The sequence below is a fragment of the Pseudomonas sp. TH21 genome, assembly GCF_016651025.1.
GTDB lineage: Bacteria > Pseudomonadota > Gammaproteobacteria > Pseudomonadales > Pseudomonadaceae > Aquipseudomonas > Aquipseudomonas aylmerensis.
In genome coordinates this window covers 3,113,887-3,126,722 of sequence record NZ_JAEKEQ010000001.1, presented here as the reverse complement: position 1 = coordinate 3,126,722, position 12,836 = coordinate 3,113,887, and the positions used below count along the sequence as shown (strand labels likewise).

The following is a 12,836-nucleotide window of genomic DNA, read 5'->3' as shown; positions in this document are numbered from 1 at the left end:
CTTGCGAGCGCTATCGCCGGCAGGCCGGCGCCTTCAGCGGATTATTCGCTGATAGCGCCGTCAACCAGCACTTGTGCCTCTTCTACCAGCTGCTTGAGGTGATCTTCGCCGATAAAGCTCTCGGCGTAGATCTTGTAGATGTCCTCGGTGCCGGACGGACGCGCGGCGAACCAGCCGTTTTCGGTCATCACTTTCAAGCCGCCAATCGCCTGATTGTTGCCCGGCGCATGGCTGAGGATCTGCTGGATGCTTTCGCCGGCCAGTTCGGTGGAGGTCACCTGCTGCGGCGACAGCTTGCCCAACAGGGCCTTTTGCGCCGGCGTCGCCTTGGCGTCGACGCGAATGGCGAAGGGTTCGCCCAGCGCATCCGTCAAGCCACGGTAGATCTGGCTCGGATCCTGACCTTTGCGCGAGGTCATTTCTGCCGCCAGCAGCGCCGGGATCAAACCGTCCTTGTCGGTGCTCCACACCGTGCCGTCCTTGCGCAGGAACGAGGCACCGGCGCTTTCTTCACCGCCAAAGCCCAGCGAACCCTCGAACAGCCCATCGGCGAACCACTTGAAGCCCACCGGCACTTCGTACAGGCGTCGACCGATGCGGGCCGCCACGCGGTCAATCAGGCCGCTGCTGACCACGGTCTTGCCCACGGCCGCGTCGGCACGCCAGTCGGGACGGTTCTGGAACAGGTAGTCGATCGACACCGCGAGGTAGTTGTTGGGCGCCAACAGGCCGCCGGACGGGGTCACGATGCCGTGGCGGTCGTGGTCCGGGTCGCAGGCGAAGGCAACGTCGAAGCGCTCCTTGAGGCCGATCAGGCCTTGCATGGCGTAGCTGGAGGACGGGTCCATGCGGATCTGGCCATCCCAGTCGACGCTCATGAAGCGGAACGTCGAATCGACTTCGGTGTTCACCACGTCCAGGTTCAGGCGGTAATGCTCGGCAATCGCCGACCAGTAGCGCACCCCTGCTCCGCCCAGCGGGTCTACGCCCAGGCGCAGGCCGGCGCTGCGGATGGCGTCCATGTCGATCACATTGACCAGGTCCGCCACGTAGCTATTGAGGTAGTCATGGCGATGGGTGGTGTCCGCCTTGAGGGCCTGCGCGTGGGTGATGCGCTTGACGCCAGCCAGCTTGTTCGCCAGCAGTTCGTTGGCCTTGGCTTCGATCCACTTGGTGACGTGGGTATCAGCCGGGCCACCATTGGGCGGGTTGTACTTGTAGCCGCCGCTTTGCGGCGGGTTGTGCGACGGCGTGATCACGATGCCGTCGGCCAGGCCGCTGGTACGGCCGCGGTTGTAGCAGATGATGGCGTGGGAAATCGCCGGCGTTGGTGTGTACTCATCACCTTCGGCCAGCATCACGTGCACGCCGTTGGCGGCCAGCACTTCCAGGGCACTGGCGCCGGCTGGCGTCGACAGTGCATGAGTATCCAGGCCGACAAACAGCGGGCCGTTGATGCCCTGTGCTTCGCGATACAGGCAGATGGCCTGGCTGATGGCGAGCACGTGCCATTCGTTGAAGCTCAGGTCGAACGAGCAGCCCCGGTGCCCGGAGGTACCAAAGGCCACGCGCTGGGTGGAGATTGCTGCATCAGGCTGGCCGGTGTAATAGGCCGTGACCAGTCGCGGGATATCCACCAGCAACTGGGCTGGCGCCGGCTTGCCCGCAAAAGGACTGATTGTCATGCATGAACCTCGGAAAGAAGGAATCGGAAAAGTCGCAGTTTACTGAGTGTTCGACTGCTGCGCGACGGTATCGATCCTACAGCATCAAGAGAAAATTCACGTATTCACTCCATCTGTGCCTGCCGCAGCGCGTCGCTCAATGCAGCCAGGGCAATATCCAGGTTGGTTTGCCCTTCAAAGGTATGGCTGATGCGCAGGTGCTGGCGATGCAGGCCGCTGACACTGAACAGTTCACCCGGGGCCATCACCACGTGTTCAGTCAGCAGGCGCTGGAACACCTGGCGCATGTCGACCGGCCGGGTGCAGCCCAGCCAGAACGTCGCCCCGGCGGAGGGCGCGCGGTAAGTCACCTGGTCCCCCAGGTGCTGGTCCAGGCGCTGGCCCATTTCGGCGGCCTGCTCGCGCAATTGCTGGCGCAGTGCGCGCAAGTGCTGATCGATCCGGCCGCTCTGGTACAGGCGCGCAATGGCACGCTGGCGGATCGACGACAAGCGAAATGAACGCAGCAGAAACTGACGCTGCAATTCACTGCTCATGCGCCGGGACAGCAGATAGCCAAAGGGGGCCTCCGCGCCCAGGACCTTCTCGAACGAAGAAAACACGATCAACCGTTCGGGGTTCACCAACTCCCGCAGGGGCGCTTGCGCCCCCTTGAAACCCAGCTCGCCGAAGGTGTCGTTCTCCAGCAGCCAGCAGCCGTATTGCTCGAGCAACTGCGCCACGCCCAGGCGTTCGCTGATCGACATCGCCACCCCCGAGGGCAAGCTGACCGCCGAGGACAGCAACACCAGGTGCACGGGCTCATCACGTAACAGTTGATCGAGGGTCGCCATGTCCAGGTGTCCGTCGGGCGTCCAGGGCAGCTCGATGAGGTGCACCCCGGCATCCTGGAACAGACGCAGGATCAGCCAATCACACGGTGACTCCACAATCACCGTGGTGCCCCGCAGGCCCAGCACCTCGATCAGAATGTCCAACACCCCGCGCAAATCGGCACCGATATACACCTCGTCGGCGTGCCAGCAGCGCGTGGGCGATGTGGTGTAGCGCGCCGCCAACGCCGCGCGCAACTCCCACACGCCGCACGGCTGCGACCACGGCTGCAACGGGTGCGGATAGTGACGCACCAACTCGCGCTCCAATCGCAACAAGCTGCTATCCAGGGATGCCAGCAACGCCGGCTCATCGCCGCTGAGCACCAGCATGCCGGGGCGACGGGCCGCCGCGTAGAGCCGATCGAGCAAATCGCCGCCCGCCCAGGCCGACGGGCTCACCGACAGCGGCCAGGCGTAATAGCCCGATTTCGCCACCGAATAGACCCTGCCCTCCTTCTCCAACAGCGAATACGCGTATTGGATCGTCGAGATCGATACGTTCAGGCGCCCGGCCAGTTGGCGCAAGGACGGCAGTTTTACCCGGGCATCGGTACTGACCTGGTTGATCAGGCTGATCATGTAGCGATAGACCGCCTGATACGCGAAGTCAGCCTGCCGCTCGCCGCGCAGGCTCATTGACCGGACAATTGCAGGGCCTGCGCAGGGTTGCGGGCCGTTGCGCGGGCGCCGCGCGGTTTACTGCCCGTAATGACCAGCGGCCGTTTCTGGTACAGGTGCAGCAACAAAGGCAGCGGCAAGCCACTGGTGTCCACCACCCACTGCTGCAGCATGTCGGCGCAGGGCTTGCCCTGCAGCAGTTTGTGCAGCTCAGGCAGGGCCACCAACATGCCGGGATGGCACTGGCGCAAATAGCTTTCGAGCCTTTCGCCATGATGGATAAACGGCGAGAACAGCAGGCAAGTCAGCTGGGTTTCATCCAGGCCGAAAAACTGGTTGGCCTGGGTGGCCGACAAGGTGCGGCCGTCACTGGTGCAAGCTTCGGCGAACATCGCCTCGCTCAGGTGCAGGCGGCGCATGAATGGCGCCACCTGCTGGATAAAGCCTTCGACGCCCATTTCGTAGTCCAGCGTGCGCAGGCACTCGGCCTGCAACCCACGCAGGTGAGCCATCAGCAAGGGATGGGAAAAGGCCGGATGGCTGAAATGAAAGCCCAGGGCGTCAGGGGTGTGGGCCATGAACTCGGTGAGCAAGGACGACGACCGGGGGTCGACGCCATCGAGCAGGTCGGCAATGCCGATGTACGCCAACTGGCGGTGGCCGGCGAGACTGGGCGTGACGCGCGGCGCATGTTCTTCGCCGTACAGGTCGTCGTAGTAAGCGGTGCTCCATTCTTCCATGCGCGCGAACAAGCCGTTGAGCGACTGCGGCCAGGCTTTGGGCGCAGCGACACCGGCCCCCAGCGCGGTCTTCTTCAGCCAGGCAAGCAAGTGGCTCTGTTTGCGTGGCGAATCGCCACTGACCAGCGCATGCACACCGCCGCGCCAGGTGCTGGCCCGCTGGTAGAAATCCCCCAAGGCCAGGTAGGTGTCATTGCTCAGCGCCGCGCGACAGTCTCCAGAGGTCATGTGCCCCACCATCACCCGATTGCGCTGGCTGATTTCGCGCCCGGCGGCATTGGCCGGGCGAAGGTGGTTGAAGGGGTGAACGTCGTGGTTTTCCACCATCAACAACTCCACGCGCGGGTCGTCGTGGAGAAACAGGCGGCTGTAGCCTCGATTGAGGGTGTCGAGCCTGCTCTCGGTCATGCCGGGGTAGCGCAGGGTCGCGACCCGCAAGTGAAAGGTACGCGGGGCCCGGCCGGCAATACTCAGTTGCGCAGCGCGCAGCAGCGCCAGGGTGTAGCTGCTGACCTCGCCGCCGCCGTGGGCGATCAGCACCTTGTAATCGCCCACCTGTTCCATGCCACCCGCCGCGACCACGATGCGCTGGATCAACAATTGAAGTGCAGTACGTTCAGCGCGATTAAAGTGTCCGATCAAGCGTTGCAGAACTTGCTGGTAAACATACGTCATGGCTTGTTCGTGAATAGTGCTCATCATTCTACTACCTGAGTTGAAATATCAGTTTCAAGCAACTGCTGACAGTGTTTGCTTGAGCTATTGCGCAGATAAGAAGTTCGCCCGCCGCCAGGTGCACCGATGAATAGACACTAGCACCGCGCAACAATACGACACGGATCTCCTCGGGCATGGCTCACGCCTGGAAAACGCACAGACAGCCTTTATTACTGGGCCGAAGCGCGCCGAGGCGGCCATCCTAGGACTATTCCGACGCCCTCCTACGCACCTTTATCCAACAACTTGAAGAAACATCCGACAAATTGATTCAAGCAACTTCCGGCTGTCCACACTGTGAACTTCCCCTGCAAGTAAGTGCTCGCCCTGCACCACGTCTCGGCTGCGCGATGAGTTCGAAGCCCTCGCGGATGACGCATCAAATAGTCAATCATTGCTCAGTCCTTGAGATGAAAGTGAAGGGCAATTATCAGCGCTGGAATAATGATTAATAGATACAGAAGCTGGCCGAAAACCAGTGCAGATAGACAACGCCGCAGGCGTTAATGACGCGCACACGACAACGCCGCGCTGGAATTCAACGCGGCGTCAGGGGGAAAGCCAGGAATCAGGGGCTCAAATGCAGGGAGGTCAACTTGAAGCCTGCGCGGCTTCAGCCCTGTCAAATGGCGCATTTGCCCCATGCGCCAGCGGTCAGAAACACTCGTTTGCGAATATTCCTACGCCTTAAACAGCTTCAACCTGCAGTGCCACACGCTCGCGGCACGGGCATTCGTCCATATAGCGGTGTGCTTCCACGAACTGATTGAATGGAAACACCGTGGTTTTCAGCGGTACCAGCACGCGGTCAGCAGTCAGCTGGTTGATATCCCGCAAGGCGCGCTGCAAGGCGACCTGGTCCTGGATGATGCCCAGCTCAGGCTTGCCGGTGAAGTTACCGATGCAGTGCACAAAGAACTGAATGTTCTTCTGGAACGCCGCGCAGGCCGGGAATGGCGTCTGGTTGCCACCTTGCAGGCCATAGAGCACCAGGCTGCCACGTGGCGCCAGCACATCACCGAGCAGCGACATCTGCGGGCCGCCCAAGCCATCGAACACCACGTCCACGCCGCGGTTGTCGGTGAACTTGTTGATCTGCATCAGCAGGTCCTGTTCTTCGGTGACGATGACTTTCTCCGCACCGAGGGACAGCAGGTATTCGCGCTCTTCGCTGTCCTTGGTGGCGGCAATCACCCGCACACCCAGGGCTTTGCCCAGTTGCACAAAGGAAGGACCGGCGCAGTGGCTGGCGTCCGTCACCAGGGCAAATTGGCCGGGCTTGACGCGTGCCAGGTCCACATACGCAAAGTAGGCGATCAGCAGCGGCGTGTAGTGCACGCTCGCTTCAATAGGGCTCAAGACATCCGGGTAGCGGGTCAGGGCCGAACGGGGCAGGACGATCTGTTCGCCATACACAGGGTAATCATTGGGGCTCTCGGCCGGAAAACTGGCGACTTTATCGCCGACGGCCAAGTCATCCACGCCATCGCCTACGGCAACCACGACACCGGCCATCTCATGACCAAGGCCGGACGGCAGGCGTGCATGGGAAGACGCCAGGTTCTGGCGCCACAGAATGTCATACCAGCTGATGCCAATCGCTTCGACACGCACCTGCACTTCGCCCGGTGCGGGCTGCGCGGCTGCATGCTCTTCGCATTTGAGCACCTCGGCCGGACCAAACTTGTGAAAACGGATCGTGCGGGACATCGCAAACCTCGTCAAAGTAACCTCTAATGCCATGAACTCTATCTGGGCTTTCCAGGTAAGACCACCGGTCGCCGTTAATAGTCGACATGTCTGTTATTGATTCCGCAACTGAGGAATTGACCTCAAGTATCGTAGGAAAACTCAATTATCCTGTGCAGAGTACCAGCCTTTCCCCGTAAGATTCATGCCGGTCATTGTTCCTATGTGGCCGCTCTCGTCAAGTTTGCTGACTCTTCCAGGACACAAGATGAACCGTAACGACCTGCGTCGTGTCGACCTTAACCTCTTGATCGTATTCGAAACCTTGATGCATGAGCGCAGTGTGACCCGCGCTGCCGAGAAATTGTTCCTGGGCCAGCCGGCGATCAGCGCGGCATTGTCGCGCCTGCGTGGGCTGTTCGATGACCCGTTGTTCGTACGCACCGGCCGCAGCATGGAACCGTCGGCCCGCGCGGTCGAAATCTTCGCCCTGCTCTCCCCGGCCCTGGACTCGATTTCCACCGCCGTCAGCCGCGCCGCCGAGTTCGACCCGGCGACCAGCACCGCCGTTTTCCGTATTGGCCTGTCCGATGACGTCGAATTCGCCCTGCTGCCCCAACTGCTCAAGCGCCTGCGCGCCGAAGCCCCCGGCATCGTGCTGGTGGTGCGCCGCGTCAACTATATTCTGATGCCCGGCCTGCTCGCTTCCGGCGAAATCTCGATTGGCGTCAGCTACACCGCCGACTTGCCGGCCAACGCCAAGCGCAAAGTCCTGCGTCGCAGCCTGCCGAAACTGTTGCGCGCCGACAGCGTGCCGGGTTCCCTGAGCCTGGACGACTTCTGCGCCCGCCCCCACGCGCTGGTGTCGTTTGCCGGCGACTTGAGCGGGTTCATCGACGAAGAACTGGAAAAGCTCGACCGCAAGCGCCACGTAGTGCTCGCCGTGCCGCAGTTCAACGGCCTGGGCACCTTGCTCTCAGGCACCGACATCGTCGCCATCGTCCCCGACTACGCCGCCGAAGCCCTGACCGCCGCCGGCGGCCTGCGCGCCGAAGAGCCGCCGTTGCCGGTGCGCTCGTTTGAACTGCACATGGCGTGGCGAGGGTCGCAGGATAATGATCCGGGGAGCGGTGGTTGCGGTCGCGGATTCAGATGTTTTTTGGGGATCCGGATAGCTTGTAAAGGAGGGTTTAGCGGAGCGCTGAACAACCACATATTGCCTGCCATTGGTAGAAGGCAAAGGCTGGGTGTTCGTCTCGCCGGTCTATCCGGGACCTCCCATAAACCTGACCTCCATGCTCACGTCCTTTCAGCGTATCTGGCCAGAGTACGACATCACTGCCCACGCCTTTCGCGCCACCTACCGGACCTCTACCTCGACGAGCATTTGCATAGATCCGTCGTTTCACCAAATGCCAGGTGTGATCGAGGCAGTTTATGCGCGCAACTCCTAGTGCAGAGCCAGAAGGCGACTCGACAATGGGCTGATTAGACCCATTGCGGCAAAATAATGGTGGACGCCCCAACCTCCCCGCGTAACGGCGTAGACCCTCAGTTATAAATATCGATAGAACCCAGCACGACAGCGGCTACAAACATCACCAGGCAGGTACCGATGCACCAGAAAATGGAGGCGCGCTGGTTGTCGCCGTAGTCCACATCCAGGAGGCCGCACAGCAGATAAGTAGAGGCTACCAGTGGGCTTAGAAGGTGCACCGGCTGACCGATAAGGCTCGCAATCGCCATCTCCTGAGCTTCGATGCCGTAATGGCTGGCGGTCTCGGCCAGGATCGGCAGAATGCCGAAATAGAAGGCGTCGTTGGTCAGGACATAGGTGAATGGCATGCTGATGAAGGCGGTGAACACCGACATGAAATGCCCGGCGGAATCCGGGATGACCATGATCAGGCTTTCGGAGATAGCTTTGACCATGCCGGTACCGGACATGATGCCGACAAAAATACCCGCCGCAAAAATCAGCGAGGTGACGGCCATGACGTTGTCGGCGTGCTTGCCGATCACCGCTTTCTGCGCCTTGAGCGTGGGAAAGTTGACCATCAGGCCCAGGGCAAAGGCGATGGTGAACAGCACCGGCAGTGGCATCAGGTTGAGCATCATCAGCGCGATCAGGGTGATGGTCAGCGCGGCGTTGAACAGAAAGCGCCAGTCACCCAGGCGAAACTCTGTGAACTGATCCATGAGCTCATCGTTGTCGAGCGTCAAGATCCCGAGGCGGCGTCGCTCTTTCAAGCCAAGCCAGAATGCACTGAAGATCACCCAGCCAAGCCCCGCGATCATGATTGGGATCATCTCGATAAACAGGTCGGTAATGTCGACGTGCATAGCACTGGCCGCGCGGGAGAACGGGCCGGCCCACGGCAGGATGTTCATCACACCAATGGTCAGGATCAGCACTGTCGCCATGACTTGCAGACTTATACCCGTACGGCGGTAGAGCGGGAGCATCGCTGCTGTGGTGATGATGTACATCGTTGCACCATCCCCGTCGAGGCCCACGCAAATGCCAAGGATCGCGGTGCCCACCACGATTTTCAGCGGGTCGCCCTTGACCAGCTTCAGGATCAACTTGATCAGCGGGTTGAACAGACCTGCGTCCGTCATCATGCAGAAATACAGGATGGCGAAGGTGAGCATAATCCCCGTCGGGGCGAGCATTTTCATGCCGTCGAGCATCATCGGGCCCAGGGCGGTGGAAAACCCGGCGAGGCAGCCGAACACGATAGGCACCAGCACGAGTGCAACCAGTGGTGACAGTCGCTTGCTCATGATCAGGTACATGAAGCAGGCGATCATTGTGTAGCTGAGGATCGTAAGCATGTGTCCCTCTTCTTATTGGTTTTGTTTGGGCAAAGCGCAGCCATTAGCGCGGTTCGAGGCGAATCGAATCCACGCGCCTTTGGCTTGCGTATCTGTAGTTACGTAGTGGCGTGCGAGAACATCGGCTTGCCAGGATGCTCCATGGCTATCTTGAGGATGTGGCCGGTTGAAGAGTCGGTGACGAACAGGTGCCGGTTGCCTTCACCGCCAAACGCCAGGTTGGTCAAGGTCCGTCCTTCGGTGCAGGACCGCAGGCGATAGAGAGGCACCGCATGGCGATCGAAGACCCATACGCAGCCATTACCCGCATCGCAAACGAACAGGTTGCCCTGGTCATCCAGTGCAATGCCGTCCGCGCCGCTCACCCCGCCTGCCATCGCCGTGAACACTCCGACCTTGGACGTCGTGCCGTCCGATTGAATGGGCAGGCGCCAGATCGAATTGCCCCGGGTCATGGCCACAAGCAATGCTTGCTCGTGCAGGTCCATGACCAGGCCATTGGGGCTCGCTCCGTTATCCAACAGACAATCCAGACGTTGGCTTTCCAGGTCATAGCGAAACACACGGCCACTGGGGTCGTGCATGCCGGTCTGGCCCTGGTCGGTGAAGTAGAGACGCCCTTCATGATCGAAAAACAGGTCATTGACGCCCTTGAAGCCCTCGCTGCGGCGGTGGGTAAGGAAAGGCTCAATGCGCTTGCTTAGCGGGTCCAGGACCAGGATGCCGCGCTTGTAGTCGGCAATGAAAATTCTGCCATCACCATGAATTTTCAGGCCATTGGGCCAGCCGTCGTACTCCACGACCAACTCCCACTCCCCCTGCGGTGAAATGCGAAAGATGCGGCCGTAGGGGATATCGGTCACGTAAAGATTGCCGGCCCGGTCGAAGGAGGGTCCTTCCAGAAAACTGGCAACCTTCTGGCCCGGTTTGTTGGCACGAACCCAATCCGAGTCGCCGTTGCGCCAGAACTTCTCGGGCAGCCGGGTGAAGACCTCGGTGGTCCTCTCCTGAGGTGGGGGATACAGGCTCATGGCAGCACTCCGCGTATCAACTGGCATCGTGACAAGGAAGGCGAACCTAATTGCTTCAGGTAACGCCTTGCCGTCCAGATGCACAGAGGTTTTTGTTTTTATTTGTTCTGTCTGATAGAACAACATTCCTTCTAGCGGAATAACTTTCCAAGCATTTTGATTGCCTGTCAAGCGCGAGATTTCGCTGGGGCGTTGCGCGCGCAGAGCAAAAATTATTCCGCGGGATAACCAGAAACCCTTTGAAAGCGCCAGAGGCATGGGGGTGTGAGTGCATCAAGACAGCCGTTGACAGCAGGTATTTTCAAGGCCAATACTAGGAATAGAACAATATTCTGCCTGACAGAACAAACATAACAATACGTGCTTTTCCTAACCGCCGCATTGCGTGAATGTTCAACAGGCTGTCCCGCAGATGAGGAGAACCTACTGTGAAAGACGCCACTGAAATCGACATCCTGGTGAGTGAAGTGGGGCCGCGCGATGGCCTGCAAAGCGTCAACGCCATCATGTCTACCGAGCTCAAACTGGAATGGATAACGGCACTGGCAACAGCAGGCCTACGCGAGATCGAAGTGGGTTCGTTTGTGCCTCCCAAGCTGCTGCCGCAAATGGCGGACTGTGCGCTCGTCGTGGCCCATGCGCTGACACTGCCGAACCTGCACGTGACCGCCCTGGTGCCTAATCTTCGTGGGGCTGAAGCGGCCTTTCACGCCGGTGTACACAAGATCACCCTGCCCATCTCTGTCAGTGAGCAGCACTCGATCTCCAACATCCGCAAGACTCACGCGCAGGTGTTCGAAGAGGTGAAGGCCGTGGTTGCGTTGCGCAACGAACGCTTCCCCGGCATCCAGATAGAAGCAGGCGTCTCCACGGCTTTTGGCTGCACGCTTCAAGGCGTGGTCACGGATGACGAGACCCTCGCCATTGCCGTGAAAATGGCCGAACTCGGTGTAGATGAGGTCGGCCTGTCCGACACCGTCGGCTATGCCAACCCCACTCAAGTGCGCCGCCTATTCATCCGGCTACGCAACGAAATAGGCGCACTCAGCGGCAGTGCGCATTTTCACAATACCCGCGGGCAGGGCCTGGCCAATGTCGTGGCGGCACTGGAAGCTGGCGTCACTACGTTCGATGGTTCCCAAGGCGGTATTGGCGGCTGCCCCTACGCGCCTGGCGCCTCGGGAAATATCGTTACCGAAGACCTCGTTTACCTGCTCGAATCGATGGGCCTGCGCACCGGCGTTGACCTTGACCGCCTGGTTCATGCACGGGATTGGCTGGTTAAAGGGCTGCCGGGTGAACCGCTGTATGGCTTCATTCCCGATGCCGGCGTGGGCAAGAACTTCACCTATGCCAAGGAGCGCGTATGAACCAGCCAGAAGAAAAACAGCTGCCACTGGCCGGGATCCGCGTGATCGAGTTCGTCCACATGGTGATGGGCCCAACCTGCGGCCTGCTGCTCGCCGATCTTGGTGCCGAGGTGATCAAGGTTGAGCCCGTGCCGGAGGGCGACAACACCCGCCGCCTGATGGGCTCCGGCGCGGGCTACTGGATGACCTACAACCGCAACAAGAAGAGTTTTGCGGTGGATATCAAATCCGACGAAGGCAAGGAAGCGGTGCGAAAACTCATCGCCACCGCCGATGTGGTCATCGAGAACTTCCGCCTCGGAGCCATGGAAAAACTGGAACTGGGCTATGAACAGGTCAAAGCCATCAAGCCGGACATCATCTACAGCTCGATGAAAGGCTTCTTGCCGGGCCCCTACGAAAACCGCACCGCCCTCGACGAAGTCGTGCAGATGATGACCGGGTTGGCCTACATGACAGGCCCTGTCGGGCGCCCACTGCGTGCCGGTGCGTCGGTCAACGATGTGATGGGCGGCATGTTCAGCGCCGTCTCCATCCTGGCGGCCCTGCTCCAGCGCAAGGAAACTGGACGCGGTCAATTCGTCCAGACCGGGCTCTTCGAGAACTCGGCGTTCCTGGTAGCCCAGCACATGATGCAGAAAGTGGTCACGGGCGCATCCGCCGCCCCCATGCCCAGCCGCATTTCTGCCTGGGCGATCTATGACGTGTTTGATACGGATCAAGAAAACGAACAGGTCTTTATCGGCGTGGTGAGCGATAGCCAATGGCAAGCGTTCTGCACCGCCTTCGACTTCCAGGAACTGGGCAACGACCCGGCTCTTGCGCGTAATAACCAGCGTGTGATTGCTCGCGAGCAGATTATGCCATTGGTACGTGAACGCGTTGCCGGCATGAGCAAGCAGGCGGTGATGAAGCTGTGTGAACAGGCCGGCCTGCCCTTCTCCCCGATTCAACGCCCGGATGACCTGTTCGACGATCACCACCTCAACGAATCCGGCGGCATGACAGAACTGGCGCTGCCCAACGGCGAGACCGTGAAAGTGCCGATGCTCCCTTTCGAGATGGACGGCCAGCGTTTTGGCGCACGCCTGAATGTTCCGCAAATGGGTAGCCACTCTCGGGAACTGTTGGAACAACTCGGTTATACCGCCGAGGCGATCGACGCCCTGGAGGCCACAGGCACGATCAAGAGCGCCTGACCGGCGCTACGGCGGGCCAACCTGGGCCCGTTGCGGCTGCCGATAAATCTGACGCGCCGAGGGAGGCTCGGCGT

The 12,836-nt window shown here is 60.3% G+C and carries 8 protein-coding genes and 1 pseudogene; 3 read left to right on the top strand and 6 right to left on the bottom strand.

The window, feature by feature from the left end; all coding sequences use genetic code 11:
• Positions 1 to 41: 41 nt before the first annotated feature.
• The 4 genes from pgm to JFU04_RS13640 form a co-directional block, all read right to left on the bottom strand.
• Complete coding sequence (pgm, locus tag JFU04_RS13655) at positions 42 to 1,685, bottom strand: phosphoglucomutase (alpha-D-glucose-1,6-bisphosphate-dependent) (RefSeq protein ID WP_201144359.1); 1,644 nt, start codon at positions 1,683 to 1,685, stop codon at positions 42 to 44.
• Positions 1,686 to 1,789: 104 nt separating this feature from the next.
• Positions 1,790 to 3,196 carry an aminotransferase-like domain-containing protein gene (locus JFU04_RS13650; RefSeq protein WP_201144357.1) on the bottom strand — a complete coding sequence of 469 codons (1,407 nt, stop codon included), beginning with the start codon at positions 3,194 to 3,196 and terminating at the stop codon, positions 1,790 to 1,792.
• On the bottom strand, positions 3,193 to 4,617 hold the full coding sequence (locus JFU04_RS13645) for a hypothetical protein (protein ID WP_201144355.1): 1,425 nt from the start codon (positions 4,615 to 4,617) through the stop codon (positions 3,193 to 3,195). Before JFU04_RS13645 ends, JFU04_RS13650 begins: the two co-directional genes overlap by 4 nt.
• Before the next feature lie 705 nt (positions 4,618 to 5,322).
• Complete coding sequence (locus JFU04_RS13640) at positions 5,323 to 6,345, bottom strand: zinc-dependent alcohol dehydrogenase family protein (RefSeq protein WP_016975808.1); 1,023 nt, start codon at positions 6,343 to 6,345, stop codon at positions 5,323 to 5,325.
• A 247-nt stretch (positions 6,346 to 6,592) separates the two neighbouring features.
• Here JFU04_RS13640 and JFU04_RS13635 point away from each other — a divergent pair.
• Positions 6,593 to 7,506 (top strand): annotated as a pseudogene (locus JFU04_RS13635) (LysR substrate-binding domain-containing protein).
• Positions 7,507 to 7,875: 369 nt separating this feature from the next.
• Here JFU04_RS13635 and JFU04_RS13625 read toward each other — a convergent pair.
• Positions 7,876 to 9,162, bottom strand: coding sequence for a CitMHS family transporter (locus JFU04_RS13625; RefSeq protein WP_201144354.1), 1,287 nt, complete (start codon positions 9,160 to 9,162; stop codon positions 7,876 to 7,878).
• 98 nt (positions 9,163 to 9,260) lie between these two features.
• On the bottom strand, positions 9,261 to 10,193 hold the full coding sequence (locus tag JFU04_RS13620) for an SMP-30/gluconolactonase/LRE family protein (RefSeq protein WP_201144352.1): 933 nt from the start codon (positions 10,191 to 10,193) through the stop codon (positions 9,261 to 9,263).
• 428 nt (positions 10,194 to 10,621) lie between these two features.
• Between JFU04_RS13620 and JFU04_RS13615 the strand changes: the two genes are divergently transcribed.
• On the top strand, positions 10,622 to 11,563 hold the full coding sequence (locus JFU04_RS13615) for a hydroxymethylglutaryl-CoA lyase (RefSeq protein WP_120448536.1): 942 nt from the start codon (positions 10,622 to 10,624) through the stop codon (positions 11,561 to 11,563).
• Positions 11,560 to 12,762, top strand: a complete 1,203-nt coding sequence (locus JFU04_RS13610; RefSeq protein WP_120448535.1) for a CaiB/BaiF CoA transferase family protein — start codon at positions 11,560 to 11,562, stop codon at positions 12,760 to 12,762. Before JFU04_RS13615 ends, JFU04_RS13610 begins: the two co-directional genes overlap by 4 nt.
• Positions 12,763 to 12,836: the final 74 nt, after the last annotated feature.

Bases quoted from the DNA above. Each gene is read 5' to 3' on its own strand.
- pgm (WP_201144359.1), bottom strand. From the start codon at position 1,685: ATGACAATCAGTCCTTTTGCGGGCAAGCCGGCGCCAGCCCAGTTGCTG.
- JFU04_RS13650 (WP_201144357.1), bottom strand. From the start codon at position 3,196: ATGAGCCTGCGCGGCGAGCGGCAGGCTGACTTCGCGTATCAGGCGGTC.
- JFU04_RS13645 (WP_201144355.1), bottom strand. From the start codon at position 4,617: ATGAGCACTATTCACGAACAAGCCATGACGTATGTTTACCAGCAAGTT.
- JFU04_RS13640 (WP_016975808.1), bottom strand. From the start codon at position 6,345: ATGTCCCGCACGATCCGTTTTCACAAGTTTGGTCCGGCCGAGGTGCTC.
- JFU04_RS13625 (WP_201144354.1), bottom strand. From the start codon at position 9,162: ATGCTTACGATCCTCAGCTACACAATGATCGCCTGCTTCATGTACCTG.
- JFU04_RS13620 (WP_201144352.1), bottom strand. From the start codon at position 10,193: ATGAGCCTGTATCCCCCACCTCAGGAGAGGACCACCGAGGTCTTCACC.
- JFU04_RS13610 (WP_120448535.1), top strand. From the start codon at position 11,560: ATGAACCAGCCAGAAGAAAAACAGCTGCCACTGGCCGGGATCCGCGTG.